At 71.8% G+C, this 15995-nt stretch carries 13 protein-coding genes and 1 pseudogene; 10 read left to right on the top strand and 4 right to left on the bottom strand.

Features of this window, described 5'->3' with window-relative positions:
• The 4 genes from ACRDSK_RS22845 to ACRDSK_RS22830 form a co-directional block, all read left to right on the top strand.
• A partial coding sequence (locus tag ACRDSK_RS22845) for a DUF5691 domain-containing protein (protein ID WP_431443279.1) occupies positions 1–1245 on the top strand: 1245 nt, incomplete at its 5' end.
• Entirely contained in the window at positions 1242–2333 is a 1092-nt protein-coding gene (locus ACRDSK_RS22840; RefSeq protein WP_431443278.1) for an ATP-binding protein, read from the top strand. The genes ACRDSK_RS22845 and ACRDSK_RS22840, both read left to right, overlap by 4 nt.
• A complete protein-coding gene (locus tag ACRDSK_RS22835) occupies positions 2330–4531 on the top strand; it encodes a DUF5682 family protein (RefSeq protein WP_431443277.1) in 2202 nt (733 codons plus the stop codon). Before ACRDSK_RS22840 ends, ACRDSK_RS22835 begins: the two co-directional genes overlap by 4 nt.
• Before the next feature lie 127 nt (positions 4532–4658).
• A complete protein-coding gene (locus ACRDSK_RS22830; protein ID WP_431443276.1) occupies positions 4659–5810 on the top strand; it encodes a VWA domain-containing protein in 1152 nt (383 codons plus the stop codon).
• Here the strand turns inward: ACRDSK_RS22830 and ACRDSK_RS22825 are convergent.
• Entirely contained in the window at positions 5805–6734 is a 930-nt protein-coding gene (locus tag ACRDSK_RS22825; protein WP_431443275.1) for a hypothetical protein, read from the bottom strand. The two genes, ACRDSK_RS22830 and ACRDSK_RS22825, sit on opposite strands and share 6 nt — an antisense overlap.
• A 202-nt stretch (positions 6735–6936) precedes the next feature.
• Between ACRDSK_RS22825 and ACRDSK_RS22820 the strand changes: the two genes are divergently transcribed.
• Positions 6937–7092 carry a hypothetical protein gene (locus tag ACRDSK_RS22820; RefSeq protein ID WP_431443274.1) on the top strand — a complete coding sequence of 52 codons (156 nt, stop codon included), beginning with the start codon at positions 6937–6939 and terminating at the stop codon, positions 7090–7092.
• Between the two features lie 25 nt (positions 7093–7117).
• Here ACRDSK_RS22820 and ACRDSK_RS22815 read toward each other — a convergent pair whose 3' ends face one another.
• A complete protein-coding gene (locus ACRDSK_RS22815) occupies positions 7118–10216 on the bottom strand; it encodes an AfsR/SARP family transcriptional regulator (RefSeq protein WP_431443273.1) in 3099 nt (1032 codons plus the stop codon).
• Between the two features lie 509 nt (positions 10217–10725).
• Between ACRDSK_RS22815 and ACRDSK_RS22810 the strand changes: the two genes are divergently transcribed.
• The gene (locus ACRDSK_RS22810; protein WP_431443272.1) at positions 10726–11388 is read left to right on the top strand and encodes a winged helix-turn-helix transcriptional regulator; all 663 of its coding nucleotides are present in this window, start codon (positions 10726–10728) and stop codon (positions 11386–11388) included.
• A gap of 11 nt (positions 11389–11399) precedes the next feature.
• Complete coding sequence (locus ACRDSK_RS22805; protein WP_431443271.1) at positions 11400–11963, top strand: hypothetical protein; 564 nt, start codon at positions 11400–11402, stop codon at positions 11961–11963.
• Positions 11964–12016: 53 nt separating this feature from the next.
• On the opposite strand, the gene ACRDSK_RS22800 is transcribed toward ACRDSK_RS22805, so the two are convergent.
• Positions 12017–13351, bottom strand: a complete 1335-nt coding sequence (locus tag ACRDSK_RS22800) for a cation:proton antiporter (protein ID WP_431443270.1) — start codon at positions 13349–13351, stop codon at positions 12017–12019.
• 294 nt (positions 13352–13645) lie between these two features.
• On the opposite strand from ACRDSK_RS22800, the gene ACRDSK_RS22795 reads away from it, so the two are divergent.
• The 3 genes from ACRDSK_RS22795 to ACRDSK_RS22785 all read left to right on the top strand — a co-directional run bounded on the left by ACRDSK_RS22795 (position 13646) and on the right by ACRDSK_RS22785 (position 15635).
• Entirely contained in the window at positions 13646–14272 is a 627-nt protein-coding gene (locus tag ACRDSK_RS22795; RefSeq protein WP_431443269.1) for a hypothetical protein, read from the top strand.
• A gap of 70 nt (positions 14273–14342) precedes the next feature.
• Positions 14343–14552 carry a transcriptional regulator gene (locus tag ACRDSK_RS22790; protein ID WP_431443268.1) on the top strand — a complete coding sequence of 70 codons (210 nt, stop codon included), beginning with the start codon at positions 14343–14345 and terminating at the stop codon, positions 14550–14552.
• A gap of 279 nt (positions 14553–14831) precedes the next feature.
• Positions 14832–15635 carry an AfsR/SARP family transcriptional regulator gene (locus ACRDSK_RS22785; protein ID WP_431443267.1) on the top strand — a complete coding sequence of 268 codons (804 nt, stop codon included), beginning with the start codon at positions 14832–14834 and terminating at the stop codon, positions 15633–15635.
• A gap of 32 nt (positions 15636–15667) precedes the next feature.
• Here the strand turns inward: ACRDSK_RS22785 and ACRDSK_RS22780 are convergent.
• A pseudogene (locus ACRDSK_RS22780) lies at positions 15668–15995 on the bottom strand (carboxymuconolactone decarboxylase family protein); the annotation flags it as partial.

Genomic DNA, 15995 nt, shown 5'->3' with positions numbered 1-15995 from the left:
CCGCCGGCCTGGCACGGCGAGCCCGTGCCGCCCGCCGCCGCCGACCCGCGGCCCGAGTGCACGCCCACCGCCACACAGGTGCTCGAGCTGCTGCTGGACCGCAACGTCCGCATCAGCGCCGACACAGCCGGCGGCAACGAGCTGTTGACCCGCCAGTGGCTCGAGGCCTGCGCGGCCGCGAACCGGCGGCCGCCGGCCGCGCTGCTGGTCACCCTGCTGCAGCTCGCCACCGGCACGGCCGAACTGCGGCCGACGGTCGCCGCGGTGACCGGTCCGCGCGGCGCCTGGCTCGCCACCCGCAACCGGCGCTGGGCGTGGGCCATGCCGCCACCCGCGGCCGAGGAGGTCGCCGAGCGCTTCGCCACCGCCACCCGAGGCGAGCGGCTCACACTGCTGACCGCGATCCGCCGCACCGACCCCGACCGCGGCCGCGAGCTCGTCGAGGCGACCTGGCGCACCGAGACGGCGGCGAACCGCGCCGGGCTGCTCGACGCGCTCGCCACCGGACTGTCCGATGCGGACGAACCGTTCCTGGAGTCCACACTGGACGACAAGGCGGCCACCGCTCGGGCGGCCGCCGCGGCGCTGCTCGACCGGCTGCCCGGCTCGCGACGCGCGGGGCGAATGGCCGAGCGGGTCCGCGCGCTGACCCGGCCCGACGGGACCGTCGAGCTGCCCGACAAGCCGGACGCCGCCGCCAAGCGCGACGGCGTCGCCAACCGCCGCGAGCCCGGCTTCGGGCCGCGCGCGTCGTGGCTGATCCAGCTGGTCGGCGCCGCCCCGCTGCCCGAGCAGCCGGTCCTCGACGGCGCGCCGGGCGAGCTCGTCACCGGCTGGACGAAGGCCGCGCTGCGACAGCGGAACCGGACGTGGCTGCGCGCGCTCGCGGAGGCGAACCCGACACCGGAGACCCTGTCCGCGCTCGACCCGGAGACCGCCACCGGCATCGTCGCGGCCCAGATCGAGGTGGACGCGCGGTTCGCCGGCCTGCTCGCCGCCTGCCCCGGCCCGTGGCCCGTCGACTTCTCCATCCTCGTCACCCAGCTGCTGCAGACCGCCAGTAGCGAGGGCGTGCTGACGCTGGCGTTCGCCAGCCTGGCCGAGCATCTCGACCCGGCCGCGCTCCCCGGCGTCGAGGACTGGCTCACCCGCACGCCGACCGACAAGCGCGCCCGCCGCCGCACGCTGCGCGGCCTCGCCCACGCACTGACCATCCGCCAGACGATCCAGCAGGAGTTCACGTGACAGAGGTGTTGCGGCAGCACGCCGAGGAGCAGCACGCCGACGAGCTCGCGGCCCTCGCCAAGGCCGACGACCGGCCGCGACCGCCCAACTGGCGCCTGTCTCCCTGGGCCGTCGCCACCTACGTCCTCGGCGGCGAGACCCCGAACGGCACCGTGATCAGCCCGAAGTACCTCGGCTCGCGCCGGCTGGTCGAGGTCGCCATCGCCACGCTCGCCACCGACCGCGCGCTGCTGCTGCTCGGCGTCCCCGGCACCGCCAAGACCTGGCTGTCCGAGCACCTCACCGCGGCCGTCTCCGGCGACTCGACCCAGCTCGTCCAGGGCACCTCCGGCACGCCCGAGGAGTCCATCCGCTACGGCTGGAACTACGCCCACCTGCTCGCCGAGGGACCCTCCCGCAAGGCGCTCGTCGCGAGCCCGGTGTTCCGGGCCATGGAGACCGGCGGAATCGCCCGAATCGAGGAGCTCACCCGCATCCCGTCCGACGTGCAGGACGCGCTGATCACCGTGCTGAGCGAGAAGACGCTGCCGATCCCCGAGCTGGACGACGAGGTGCAGGCGCTGGCCGGGTTCAACGTCATCGCCACCGCCAACGACCGCGACCGCGGCGTCAACGACCTGTCCGCCGCGCTGAAGCGCCGCTTCAACGTCGTCGTGCTGCCGCTACCCGACGACGTCGAGTCCGAGGTGGAGATCGTGCGGCTGCGGGTGGCCCAGCTCGGCGAGGCGCTGCGGCTGCCGGCCGAGCTGGAGTCGGGCGGGGACGGCGTCGCCGAGATCCGCCGCGTGGTCACGGTTTTCCGCGAGCTGCGCGACGGCGTCACCTCCGACGGCCGCACGAAGATCAAGTCGCCGTCCGGCACGCTGTCCACCGGCGAGGCGATCTCCGTGGTGACCAGCGGGATCGCGCTCGCCGCGCACTTCGGCGACGGCACGGTGCGCGCCGCGGACGTGGCGGCGGGGCTGCACGGCGCGATCGTCAAGGACCCGGTGGCCGACCGGCTGGTGTGGCAGGAGTACCTGGAGGCCGTCGTGCGGGAACGCAAGCCGTGGGCCGACCTGTACCGGGCGTGCCGAGAACTGGCGTGAGCGAAGCTCGCGAGCGAACCATGTCGTCGAGCACACATATTCTCGGGATCCGGCATCACGGGCCCGGCTCGGCGCGCGCGGTCCGCTCCGCGCTCGACGAGCTGGACCCGACGCTCGTGCTGATCGAGGGCCCGCCGGAGCTGGACAAGGTCGCGCCGCTGGTCGCCGCCGCGGACATGCGCCCACCGGTAGCCGGACTCTGCTACGCGGTCGACGACCCGGCCGTGGCGGCGTTCTACCCGATGGCGGTGTTCTCCCCGGAGTGGGTGGCGCTGCGCTGGGCCGACGAGCACGGCCGGCCCGCACGGTTCCTCGACCTCCCGGCCGCGAACTCGTTGGTGTCGAAGGAGGACCGGGACGCGAACCGGTTCGACCCGATCGCGACGCTCGCCGAGGCGGCGGGCTACGACGACGCGGAGCGCTGGTGGGAGGACGCGATCGAGCTGCGCTACCACGGGCTCGACGTCTTCGACGCCGTCCTCGACGCGATGCGCACCTTGCGCGAGGGGCAGGACATCGACCTGGAGACCCGGCGGCGCGAGGCCGCCATGCGCCGGGTCATGCGGGCCGCCCGGCGGGCCGAGCCGGGCACGATCGCGGTGGTGTGCGGCGCCTGGCACGCGCCGGTGCTCGTGCCGGACACGTTCCCGTCGGCTACTTCGGACAACGCGCTGCTGAAAGGCTTGCGCACCACCAAGGTCGCGGCCACCTGGGTGCCGTGGACGTCCACCCGGCTCGCCCGGGCCAGCGGCTACGGCGCCGGCATCGACTCCCCCGGTTGGTACCACCACCTGTTCACCGCGCCGGACGAGGTGGTCACCCGGTGGCTGGTCCGCGTCGCCCGGCTGCTGCGCGGTGAGCAGCACGACGTGTCGTCGGCCTCGGTCATCGAGGCGGTCCGGCTGGCGCACGCGCTCGCCGGGCTGCGCGACCGGCCGCTGCCCGGGCTCAACGAGGTGCTGGAGGCCGCGCAGGCGGTGCTCGGCGGCGGCTCGCCGGTGCCGATGCGGCTGGTGGCCCGTCGGCTGCTGGTCGGCGACATCCTCGGCCGGGTGCCGGCCGACACGCCGATGGTGCCGCTCGCCCGCGACCTCGCCGCGACCCGGAAGAGCCTGCGGATGCGGATGAGCGCGGCCGAGCAGACGCTCGACCTCGACCTGCGCAACGAGTCGCACCTCGGCCGCAGCAAGCTGCTGCATCGGTTGCTGTTGCTGGACGTGCCGTGGGGACAGCCGGCCGAGGTGGGCCGCACGCGCGGCACGTTCCGGGAGGCGTGGACGCTCGAGTGGCGCCCCGAGCTGGAGGTCGCGCTGATCGAGGCGTCCGGCTACGGCACGACGATCGAGCAGGCGGCGACCGCGGTGGTCACCCAGCGCGCGGCGGACGCGGACGTCGGCGAGCTGGCCGAGCTGGTGGAGACCACGCTCGTCGCGGACCTGCCGGCCGCGCTCGCGACCGTGCTGTCCGCTGTGGACGAACGGGCGGCCCGCCAGCACGACACGACCCGGCTGATGGCCGCGGTGGAGCCGATGGCCCGGGTTCGCCGGTACGGCAACGTGCGGCGGGCCGACACCGAGCTGGTGCAGCGGGTGCTGGCCGGGGTGATCACCCGGGTCGCCGTCGGACTGCCGGCCGCGTGCGCCGCGCTGGACGAGGACGCCGCGGCGACCGTGCGCGAGCTGGTGGACGGGGTGCAACGCGGCATCGCCCTGCTCGACCAGGACGAGCTGCGCCGGGAATGGCAGCGGGCGTTGGGCGTGGTGGCCGAGCAGCCGGGCGTGCACGGGCTCGTCGCCGGTCGCGCCACCCGGCTGCTGCTCGACGCCGGCCTCGTGGACGTCGCCGAGGCCGGCCGCCGGCTGTCGCTGCGGCTCTCGCCCGCGGCCGACGCCGTGCAGGCGGCGGGCTGGCTCGACGGGTTCCTGTCGGGCGAGGCCGCACTGCTCATCCACGAACCGGAGCTGCTAGCCGTCGTCGACCGGTGGGCGACCGGTGTGGACGGTGAGGTGTTCGACCACCTGCTTCCGTTGCTGCGCCGCACGTTCGCCGACTTCGCCGCCGCCGAGCGACGCGGCATCGGCGAGCAGGTGAGCCGGCTGGACCGCGGCGTCACCCGAACCACGCGCACCGACGAGTCCGATGTGGACCACGAGCGCGCCGCCCGAGCCCTCCCGAAGCTGCTGGAGATCTTGCAGTGAGACAAGAGCCGCGCCTCTGCCAACCGCACCTAAGGGGAACGGGACGCAACCCAGCCACAAGTACGTGCCGAATCGGAAGACACGAGTTCAGGGTGACCACAAGGGTAAATTCCGGGGAGGCGGGCTGATGAGCGAACGGATGCGTAGGTGGCGGCTGATCCTTGGGGGCGAGGACGCCGACGGCACCGGTGAGGACCTGTCCGGTGCGGACCTCAAGCGCGACAAGACCCTCGACGCCCTGTACGGCGAGGAGAAGCGGCGCGGCGGGCTCGGCGGCTCCTCGCCGCGGGTGGCGCGCTGGCTCGGCGACATCCGCGGCTATTTCCCCGCCTCGGTCGTGCAGGTCATGCAACGTGACGCGATGGACCGGCTCGGCCTGCGCCAGCTGCTGCTCGAACCCGAGCTGCTCGAGTCCGTGCAGCCCGACGTCCACCTCGTCGGCACGCTGCTGAGCCTCAACCAGGCGATCCCCGCTCGCTCCCGGGAGACCGCGCGGGCCGTGGTGCGCCACGTCGTCGACGAGCTGGAGCGCCGGCTCGCGCAACCCACCCGGCAGGCGATCACGGGCGCGCTGCACCGGGCCGGGCGCACCAGCAAGCCGCGCGCCGCGGACATCGACTGGAACCGCACGATCCTCGCCAACCTCAAGCACTACCAGGCCGAGCAGGGCACGGTGATCCCCGAGCGGCTCGTCGGCTACGGCCGGCGGCTGCCACAGGTCAGCCGCGAGATCGTGCTGTGCCTGGACCAGAGCGGCTCGATGGCCTCGTCGGTGGTGTACGCGGGAGTGTTCGGCGCGGTGCTCGCCTCGGTGCGGTCACTGCGCACGCAGATCATCGCGTTCGACACCGCGGTGGTCGACCTCACCGAGCACCTGACCGATCCGGTCGAGCTGCTGTTCGGCGTGCAGCTCGGCGGCGGCACCGACATCAACTCCGCGCTCGCGTACTGCCAGACGCGGGTCACCACCCCGCGCGACACGATCTTCGTACTGATCAGCGACCTGTACGAGGGCGGCGACAACGACGAGATGCTGCGCCGCGCGCAAGCCATGGTGGCCAGCGACATGCAGGTGGTGTGCCTGCTCGCGCTCTCCGACGACGGCGCGCCCTCCTACGACCACGACAACGCCGCGGCACTCGCCGCACTCGGCGTCCCGACGTTCGCCTGCACGCCCGACCAGTTCCCCGACCTGATCGCCGCCGCCATCCAGCGCGACGACATCACCACGTGGGCGGGTAACAACGACATCCAGCTCGCGGCGCCCGAGGGGTCATAGCCGCACACGGCTGCCGAGCCCCGCGCGCTCCGCGGCCTGCTGGATGCGGTAGGCGAGCCGCACGTTCAGCGTGCTGACGCCGAGCAGCTCCACCAGCACGGTGTTGTCGGCGTGCGCGCGGACGTGCCGGCCGGCGAGCAGCAGGCCGAGGTCGGCGTCGATCCGCGGGCCGGCGCGTTCGACGCCGGGGCGGTCGGCCCGTTTGGCGAGGTGCGCCGCGACGAAATGCCGGTTCGTGTGGCCGGACAGCAGCGTCAGGTCGTCGACGTAGAGCTCGTCCACCTGGTCCACCAGCGCGTCGGGCAGGTCCCGGCCGGTGCTGTTGATCAGCACCACGCCCCGGGCCAGCTGGCTGACCCGCATGCCGCTCAGGTCCTGCGGCGGCTCCCCGTCGTCGGAGGCCACCACGAGGTTGGCGCCGAACACCGTTTCGGCCACAGTGGACGCGAGGGAGAGCCGGATGCCGCTCAGCTCGAGCAGCTCGGTCAGCCGGACGGGCAGGCTCGACCCGCCCGGCTCGGTGCGGCGGACCGCGACGTGGCTGATGTCCGGCACGTGCCGGGCGATCACGGCCAGCTGCGGGGACGCGGCGCGGGACGCACCGAGCATCGCGACGGTAACCCCGCCGCGCACCAACAACTCCCGGGCCGCGAGCGCGGCGAGGGCGGCCGCCTGGAACGTCCGCAGGCCCGTCGCCGGCAGCACGCATCGAATGGCCGCCTCCGGATGGTCGAGCAGCACGAGCTCGGCGCCGTCGGCGCCCTTCACCCGCGAGTCGGACCACTCGGACAGCTTGCCGGCCGGTGGCACCTCGTTGCCCACCGTCCGGTCGATCAGTTCCTCGGCCAGCACCCCGACGGGGTCGATCGCCTCGAGGGCGGTCCACACCTCGTCGTCGGTGAGCCGGAGGATCGCCTCGGACATCGAATCGCCCCTCACACACGCGCGAAACTGCGTGGGGGCACTCTGACGGGCGCTGCTTAGGAATTCCTATCGTGGGGCTATCGATGGGCGATAGCGACCCTTAAACGCGGCGAGATTCATTTAATTGCGACTGGTTCTTGACTGGTTCTCGAGCAGGAAACGCCCTGCAAGACCCGGAGACAGAATCCGTCGGAGGCCCCAAATGTCGATCATCCGCAAGCTCGCCGTGTCCACCGCCAGCCTGATCATCGGAATCACCGGAATCGTGCTGGGCGTCGGCACCTCGAATTCCGTCGCCGACTGTGGCTGGGACTCCCCGATCCCCTGCAGCCCGTCGATGCAGGACGCTCGCTACTGATCGCCGCCTCCCGCGGCTGGATCCGCTATCCGCGCTGTTCGCCTGCCGACCCACAGGCGAGCAGCGCGGATCGCGTTGTCTGGAGCCGCACGACCAACCGCGCGGCCTCCATCGAGTCGACCGCGTTGAGGAGCCCGATCGCATCGTCGACGTACCGGCGCGCCTGCTCGATCTCGCCGCGGCCGTGGCAGACGTCCGACAGCAGGATCAACGCCTTGGCGTGCCACACCATCGAGCCGAACTCCTCGAACAGCGCACGCGCCTCGTCTATGTACTCCGCACCCGCCGCCGCGACACCGGTCGCCAGCGCGATCTCGCCGAGCGCGTAGAGGGCCTGGCCCTCGACCATCCGCTCGCCGACCCGCCGGGCCAGGGAAAGCGCGTGCTGCAGGGTCGTCTCGGCGTTGTCCAGCCGTCCGGTGCGCTGGCGGACCACGCCCAGCCGGTACAGCGCGAACGCCTCGCCGATGCGGTCGCCGATGTTCCGCACGATGAGCAGGACCCGGTTGAGCGCCTGGTGCGCCTGCTCGACCTGGTTCGTGTCGAGGTAGAACTCGGCGAACCGGTTGAGGACCTGGGCCTCGCCCCGCATGTAGTTGACCTGCTTGCAACAGACGAGTGCGGACTCCAGCAGCCCCCGGGCCCGGTCCGAGTCGCCCTCGTCGATCCAGACCTTCGCGAGGCTCTGCAGCACGTGCGCCTCGCCGACCAGGTCGCCGACCTCCCGCATGCCCTCGAGCGCGCCGTCGTACTTGGCGACCATCGCCGCCACCCGGTTGCGCAGCCGGTCCACTGTCGCGGCGTTGCGCAGCACGAGCGCGCGGCCGTGCATGTCCCCCTCGGCGTCGAAGTTGACCAGCGCGGTCTCGAAGTGCGCCTCCGCCTCCTCGAGCCGCTTCTGGAACATCCGCATGGTGCCGAGGGAGTACTGCATGGCCGCCTGCCCGCGACGGTTGCTCTTGCGCTCGGCGAGGTCCAGGGCACGCTCGGCGGTGTCGCGCCAGTCGTCGAAGTAGCCCTTCACCTCGAACAGCGTCACCGAGGTGTGCGCGAGGTCCCAGCACATCTCGTCCAGGCCGAACTCGGCGGCGAGGTGCACGGCCGAGACCAGTGAGCGGCGCTCGGACTCGAACCACTCCATCGCGTTGTCGATGGTCACGTCCTCGCCGGGCGGGCTCCAGCGCGGGGCCGTCCCGTGCAGGATCGTGTAGTCGCCGCCGTACTCCCGGCGGTGCGCCTGCTCCGCCCGCGCCAGCCAGGCGCCCAGCAGCCGCTCGACGGCCGCCGCCCGCGCCTCCGCGGACTCCTCGGCGTCCAGCCGCTCGCTCGCGTACACCCGGATCAGGTCGTGGAAGCGGAACCGCAACCGCTCGCCGGGATAGCGAACGGTGTCCAGCAGCTGCGCCTCGACCAGGCTCTCCACGACCTCGGCGGCGTCGTAGGGGTCGATGTCGAGCAGCGCGGCGGCGGTCCACTCGGGGAAGTCCGGCGTGGTGATGAGCGCGAACATGCGGAACAGGCGCTTGGCCTGCCCGGGCAGCGCCCGGTACGTCAGCCCGATGCTCGATCTCAGCTCGAGCCCGCGATAGCACAGCTCGTCCAGGCGCCGCGCGGTGTTGCGCAGGCGCGCCACCAGGATGTCGAGTCGCCAGTGCGGGCGCGAGGCCAGGCGGGCGCCGGCGATGCGCATCGCGAGCGGCAGCCCGCCGCAGAACTTGACCAGCTCGACCGCCGCCTCGTGCTCGGCGGCCACCCGGTCCTCGCCCACGATCTTGCCGAGCATCTCCAGCGACAGGTCCACGTCGAAGACGTCCACGTCGACGAAGTACGCCCCGGGCAGCCCGCTCAGCCGGGCGCGGCTGGTGACCAGCACCGCGCAGCCCGGGCCGGCCGGCAGCAGCGGGAGGACCTGGTCCTCGTTGGTGGCACCGTCCAGCACGACGAGCACCCGCTTGCCGGCGAGCCGGCTGCGGTACATGTCGCCGCGTTCCTCGAGGTCCTCCGGGATCGCCGAGCCGTCGACGCCGAGGGCGCGGAGGAAGCGGGCGAGCACGGCACTGGTGCGGACCACGCCGTCGGGCGCCTCGAGCACGCCGTAGAGGTGCCCGTCCGGGTACACCTCGCGCAGCTCGTGCGCCGCCCGGACGGCCAGCGTCGACTTGCCGACCCCGCCCTTGCCGGAGATCGCGACGATGCGCGTGCCGTAGCGGATCGCCTCGGCATCCTCGGACAGGGCGCACTTGATCTCGACCAGCTGCCCGCGGCGGCCGGTGAAGTCGCCGATGCTGGCGGGCAGCCGGCGCGGCACGGCCGACGGCTGCTCGCCCGCGCGGGCGGGCCGGGCGGTGGCGACGTGGCTGGGCGCGACGAGGTCGAGCGACGGGTCGCGGTTGAGAATCGAACGCTCCAGCTGCTGCAGCCGCTGGCCGGGGTCGATGCCGAGCTCTTCCACGAGTGTCGCGCGGACCCGGCGGCACACGTCCAGCGCCTCGGCCTGCCGGCCGGACCGGTAGAGCGCGAGCATCAGCTGCTCGTGCAGGGGCTCGCGCAGCGGGTGCTCCTCGACCATCGTGTGCAGCTCGCCGATGACCTCCTCGTGCCGGCCGAGCTCGAGGTCGAGCCGGATGCGCTCCATGACCGCGGCGAGCCGGGAGTCCTCGAGGTAGGCGGCGCCCCGGTGGACCAGGTCGCTGCGGACGCCGGCGAGCGCGGGCCCGTGCCAGAGGGCGAGCGCGCTGCGCAGCGTGGCGACGGCCTCGGACTTGCGGCCGGCGTCGACGTGCGCGCGGGCGGTGTCGACGAGGCCGGAGAACTGGCAGGTGTCGAGATCCTCCTTGGAGATCTCCAGCATGTAGCCGGGCGGGCGGGTGCGGATGTTGGCGGTCACCACCGAGTCGGTGAGCACCTTGCGCAGGCCGGAGACGCAGATCTGGATCTGAGCTCGCGCCGTCGTCGGCGGGGCGTTGCTCCACACCGCGTCGATGAGCTGCTCGACGGTCGTGACCCGGTTGGCGTTGAGGGCGAGCATGGCGAGAACGACGCGCTGCCGGGATCCCCCGAGATCCAATTCCACGCCGTCGACCGAGAACTCGAGCGGCCCTAAGAGGCGCAAGCCCAACGTCATCCCCCCAAACGCTGCCGCCACCGATCGAGGTCGTAGTTCGCCAACCGGCGAACACTACCGTTCGGCCGGTTCGCGGTATGGGAGAAACAGTGTCTCACACACCACGACCATTCTTCGCAAAATGGCGCGAACGGAGTATAAGCACCTCTTCGTCCCTTACTCCATACCACCGGCGATCGCACCAGATGATCACTACCGAGCCTCGTCTTCCGGTCCAGGCTCGGTAGGGCCGCAAGCCAGAAGATGCGCCGCGATCAGGGCGGACCGGATCATTGGACCACCTGGGTCGATCTTGGACGCAGCCAGACGATCTTCCCCCGGACCGGGCGCGAATGGCCGTCGAAACGTCATCCCGCATCGAGCAGATAGGACGCGGAGCAATGGCTGAAGCCAGCTGGAAAGTCGTCATGGACCGGGGCGGCGTTACAATCTCGACAGATCTTTTCCAACTAACAACCAACGGATCCGAACCAACTGCTCTCGAATCCGTAGTCGCCGAACTCCAGAGTGTGACTCGCGGGACCTACGGGCAGTACTGCGGTCTGTCCCGGGCGGCCGAGATGATCGGTGAGCGCTGGGGCATGCTCATCGTGCGCGACCTGTTGGTGAGCCCCAAGACCGTCGACGAGCTGCGGGCCGGGCTGCCGCGCATCACGGCCAAGCTCCTCGAGACGCGCCTGAGGGAGCTGCTGCACAGCGGCATCGTCCGGCGGCAGGAGGACACGCCGGCGAGCGCGGAGCCCGTCTACGAGCTCACCGCCTACGGCCGGGCCGCCGAGGACGTGCTGCTGGCGCTGAGCCGCTGGGGCGCACAGGCACTCGCCGCCCCCAAGCCGGAGGACATCGTCACCGAGGACTCGCTGATGGTCGCCCTGCGCTCGACGTTCCAGGCGGAGGCGGCGCGCGAGCTGGTCGTGAGCTTCGAGCTGCACGTCGGCGAGATCGTGGTCAGCGCGGTGGTCGACCACGGCGAACTCGCGGTGCACCCCGGCCCGCTGTCCGGTGTGGACGCCGTCATCGACACCGGCCCGCTGCTTCAGGGCATGCTCACCGGCGAGGTGTCCGTCGCCGAGGCGCTGGACAGCGGGAAGGTGACCGGGGACCCTGAGCTGCTGTCGATCTTCACCGAGCTGTTCCAGCTGCCGAAGCTGCCCAACCCCGTCCCTGCATGAACGGAGCGAGCATGACCTCCGAGGTTGTCCGCGAGAAGCGTTGGACCGGTCCGAACGGTCTGCTGAACACCCGTCACCACAAGGCCGCCCTGCTGATCTTCCTCGCCGTCGTCGTCCTGCACTGGGTCGAGCACCTCACCCAGGCCGTCCAGATCTACGTGCTGGACTGGGCGCGGCCCAAGGCCGGCGGCTTCCTCGGGCTGTTCTTCCCGTGGCTGGTCAAGTCGGAGTGGCTGCACTACGGCTTCGCGATCGTCATGCTCGTGGCGTTCGTGATGCTGCGACACGGGTTCACCGGCCGGTCCCGGACCTGGTGGAACGTGGCCATGTGGATCCAGGTGTGGCACCACTTCGAGCACCTGCTGCTGCTCGTGCAGGCGAGCACCGGTGCGTTCCTGCTGGGCGCGAAGCAGCCGACGAGCATCGCCCAGCTCATCTTCCCGCGCGTCGAGCTGCACCTGTTCTACAACGCGATCGTGTTCGTCCCGATGGTGGTCGCGATGGTCTACCACCTGCGGCCCCTGGCGCAGGAGCGTGCGCAGATGCGCTGCTCGTGCGTGCCGGCAACGGCGTAACCCCGTGAATGCCCGCCACCCGATCATGGGGGTGGCGGGCTTCTTCGTGCTCGTCAGGAGACCGCCCGCAGCGGTGGCTGGTCGTCCGCGCCCGCCATCCGGCGCTCGCGCCGCTGCTCCTCGCCGGTCTCCTCGATGTGGCGGGCCGCGTAGCGCAGCACGGGCGGGGCCATCAGCGAGGTGACGATCGCGACCAGCACGACGATCGTGTACATCGCGGTGTTCAGCACGCCAAGCTGCAGGCCCACGATCGCGATGATCACCTCGATCGCGCCGCGGGCGTTGAGGCCGGCGCCCAGCGCCATCGACTCCCAGTGCGACAACCGCGCGGTGCGGGCGCCGAGGTACGCGCCGGCGAACTTGCCGACCACCGCGAGCACCAGCACCACGAGGCCCGCCACCAGCACCGCCGGCCGGCCGAGCGCGGTGAGGTCCATGCGCAGCCCCGCCGTGGCGAAGAACAGCGGCGCGAGGACGGCCATGACGAACGTGCGCAGCGGGGCCAGCCGCTCGCGGTCGAGCCACCTCGACGAGCCGATCACCATGCCGCCGAGCAGCGCGCCGAGTACCGCCTCGAGGCCCAGCGCGTGGGTGCCGACGGAGAACCCGAAGATCAGCAGCACGGTCACCGCGACCACCATGCCCGGGTCCTTCGACCGGACCGCGAACCGCAGCACCGGCCCGACCACCGGCCGCGCGACGAGGACGCACGCCGCGAGCAGCGCGAGCAGGTACCCGACGACCAGCAGCAGCTCCCCGGCCCGCACGCCGACGGTGGCCATCGCCGACACGACCGACAGCAGCACCCAGCCGACGATGTCGTCGACCGTGGCGGTGCTGATGATCAGCTGGCCGACGTCGCGGTGCATCAGCCGCATCTCCAGCAGCGTCTTCGCGATGACCGGGATCGAGCTCACGCACATCGCCACGCCGACGAACGCCGCGAACGTGAGCCGCCCGGTGCCGTCGGCCACCAGCGTCGCGGGCAACGCGAAGCCGACCGCGACACCGATCGCGAGCGGCACGAGGAGCGCGGTCGCGCCCACCCACACGACCGTGCCGGCCTTGCGGCGCAGCAGCGAGAGGTCGACGTTGATGCCGGTCAGGCCGACCAGCAGCAGCACGCCGAGCTGCCCGACGGCGTCGACGAGGTGGAGCTGGCCCGGCTCGCCGAGCCGCAGCCAGTCCCAGAGCCCAGGCGTCAGGGCGCCGACGACCGACGGGCCGACCAGCACTCCCGCGGTCAGCTCGCCGACGACCGACGGCAGGCCGAACCGCCGCGCGAGCTGTCCCAGGACGACCGCCAGCCCCAGCAGCAGTCCGATCAGCAGGAGGAAGGTCAGTACCTGGTGTCCGCTCAGGGGCGCGACCGGACCCGCCAAGCTCATGCGTGCTCCTCCCGCTCACCTGTGCCCGTCGATCAAGCGTGGCACCGGACCACCCGATCGGGCGTCTCGCTGCGTGCGGCTATCGGCGGGTTCGACCAGGTCGGAGGGGATTTCCGCGGTCGCATAGCCCCTGCCGATAGCGGATCGATAGAGCCCGGGTAGCGCGGTCGATCAGATTGACCGGCATGGACGACTCGTGTGCGCCTTGACCCAAGCCCACACCAGCACGCTCACCAGGGACGGGAAGTGACCGCCATGCCGAGGATGGCGCCCAGGATCCACCGTCACGAACCGATGTGCCCGAGCTCGCGGCACGACGGCGAGTCCGACCCGCCGCGCGTCGCGGCCGGCCGGATGATCTGCCTCGACTGCCGCGACCGGGTCGAGGAGGACCTGATCGAGCTGCCCGGGCTGTACGAGCTGTGCGCCTACATGCTCGACCTGCGGCGCCATCACCTGCGGGAGCGGGTGAGCGGCCACCGGCCGCGCGGGATCGCGCTGAACGAGGCCGTCGTGACGATCCGCTCGGACATCCTCGGCGTGCTCGCCTCCTGGTGTGCGCTGGTGGCCAACGAGCGCGGCGTGACCGGGCCCGACGAGCTCAGCATCCGCCGGCTCACCACGTTCCTGTCGATCCACCTCAACTGGCTCACCGAGCACCCGTCGGCTCCCGACCTGGTGGACGAGCTCGTCGAGCTGTCCCGGACGGCGAGCGAGGCCCTGCGTCCCAGCGCCGGCCACTCCCTCGAGCTCGGCCGGTGCGCCCGCCCGGGCTGCGACCGGGCCGTGCGAGCCGAGGGACACGCCGAGGGCGAGCCGCCCTACCAGGTCAGCTGCGACGCCGGGCACGTCTGGACGCCCGACCAGTGGCTGCTGCTGTGGGGCGGGTCGCGCAGGCCCTCGACGGAGGGTGCGGAATGAGCGAGCTTGCGAGCGAATCGATGTCACAGGGCGACCGCGAGCGGCTCGACCGAGCCCGCGAGGGGGAGTCGTGAGCGGCAGAGCACGACTTACCCGACCCCGGCGCGCGGTGCCCACGCAGCTCGCCGCGCTGGCGGCGGGAGTGCCCGAGGCGACGGTCCGGAAGTGGGCGAGCAGGGGCAAGCTCACCCGGTACGGGCGCCCGGGGCGGGCGGAGTACGACCTCGACGAGCTGTACGCGCTGCTCGTCGAGCGTGGGGGCGGGGAGACCGGCGGATAGTAACCGGAATGGGGGAGTCATGCGTGAAATCATTTTAGAAGGCACCGGAACAGGCCCGTTCCGGGCATTCTATCGTTATTCTATCGCGTTCGTTAAGAACGATTCCGGGAATTCTCCAGAATTCCGCGCGCACTCGTTGACAGTCGCACCAGCAATCTGTCACGCTTTCTTTGGACGAAGTGTGCCCAGATAAGTGCCCACCCACCAGGCCGGTGCGGTGGGCATTGTCGTGCCACGGCACGTAACCCATGCAAAAGCGATGGAGAATCGAGAAGTGACATGCGAACAGAGATCAGGGTTCTCGGCCCATTGGAGGTGTCCGTCGGCGGAGAGTCGATAGTCCCCACCGCGAGCAAGCCCAGCCAGCTGCTGGCGATGCTCGCCCTCAACGCCGGACACGTCGTCACCGTGTCGGCGCTGACCGAGGAGATATGGGACTGCCAGCCCCCGCGCAGCGGCGTGCCGACCTTACACACCTACATCCTCAAGTTACGTAGGAAACTCGACCAAGCCCTGGCCGGCCAGGGCGGCCGGACATCGAAGGACATCCTGATCACCCGACGGGGCGGCTACCTGCTGGACGTCGAGCCCGGCGACGTGGACGCGGTCCGCTACGAGCAGCTGTCGACAGCCGGCCGGCAGGCGGTGAACGAGGGGGACCACGAGACCGCGTCGCGCACCCTGGGTGCGGCGTTGCGGCTGTGGCGCGGGCCCGCGCTCGCCGACGTGCCGGCCGGTCCGCTGCTGGCGATCGAGGCCATGCGGCTGGAGGAGAACCGGCTCGGCGACCTGCACCTGCGCATCGAGGCCGACCTGCGGCTCGGGCGGCACCACCAGTTGCTGGGTGAGCTGGCGACACTGTGCGCGCGGCATCCGCTGCTGGAGAACTTCTGTGCCCAGCAGATGGTCGCGCTGTACCGGTCCGGCCGGCAGAGCCAGGCGCTGGAGGCCTACCGGCGGCTGCGCACGGACATGATGGACCAGCTCGCGGTGGAGCCCTCGCCTCGGGTGCGCAGCCTGCAGCGCGCGATCCTCACCGGCCACGCGGTGATGGACGACCTCAACTTCGCCGTCAACGGGTGAGCGGTTCGCTCGCGGCGCGAACCGGACGTTGGTCAGGCCGCCCGCGCCGCCGGGCCCTGGCCGGCCAACCAGGTACCGGCTCGCCGCGCCGCGGCGAGGCCGGCCCACGAGACGAGCTCGACGAGCCCGGCGTCCGTGGTCTCGTACGCGGCCACGACGTCGTCGTCGACCTGGTAGGAAGCCTTCGCGACGAGCAGTGCCAGTCGCGCCGCCGACTGGTCCTGTGTGGACAGACGACGCACCGGCCCGTCAGCCCAGGACCGGGACAGGCCCGGCGGCCTGCCGTCCCATGTGGACAGCTCGGCCGTGACGAGCTCGCGGACCGCGGGCGGGACCGAGCGCGCGGCGGCGGCCTCGACC

Origin of the sequence: Actinophytocola sp., assembly GCF_050699915.1 — a bacterium.
Lineage (GTDB): Bacteria > Actinomycetota > Actinomycetes > Mycobacteriales > Pseudonocardiaceae > Actinophytocola.
This window is presented reverse-complemented; position numbering and strand designations above follow the sequence as displayed.

What these genes read in the sequence shown, in the direction of transcription:
- ACRDSK_RS22815 (WP_431443273.1), bottom strand. Translation starts at nt 10,216, where the DNA reads ATGACGTTGGGCTTGCGCCTCTTAGGGCCGCTCGAGTTCTCGGTCGAC.
- ACRDSK_RS22785 (WP_431443267.1), top strand. Translation starts at nt 14,832, where the DNA reads ATGCGAACAGAGATCAGGGTTCTCGGCCCATTGGAGGTGTCCGTCGGC.
- ACRDSK_RS22820 (WP_431443274.1), top strand. Translation starts at nt 6,937, where the DNA reads ATGTCGATCATCCGCAAGCTCGCCGTGTCCACCGCCAGCCTGATCATC.
- ACRDSK_RS22830 (WP_431443276.1), top strand. Translation starts at nt 4,659, where the DNA reads ATGAGCGAACGGATGCGTAGGTGGCGGCTGATCCTTGGGGGCGAGGAC.
- ACRDSK_RS22795 (WP_431443269.1), top strand. Translation starts at nt 13,646, where the DNA reads ATGTGCCCGAGCTCGCGGCACGACGGCGAGTCCGACCCGCCGCGCGTC.
- ACRDSK_RS22825 (WP_431443275.1), bottom strand. Translation starts at nt 6,734, where the DNA reads ATGTCCGAGGCGATCCTCCGGCTCACCGACGACGAGGTGTGGACCGCC.
- ACRDSK_RS22805 (WP_431443271.1), top strand. Translation starts at nt 11,400, where the DNA reads ATGACCTCCGAGGTTGTCCGCGAGAAGCGTTGGACCGGTCCGAACGGT.
- ACRDSK_RS22800 (WP_431443270.1), bottom strand. Translation starts at nt 13,351, where the DNA reads ATGAGCTTGGCGGGTCCGGTCGCGCCCCTGAGCGGACACCAGGTACTG.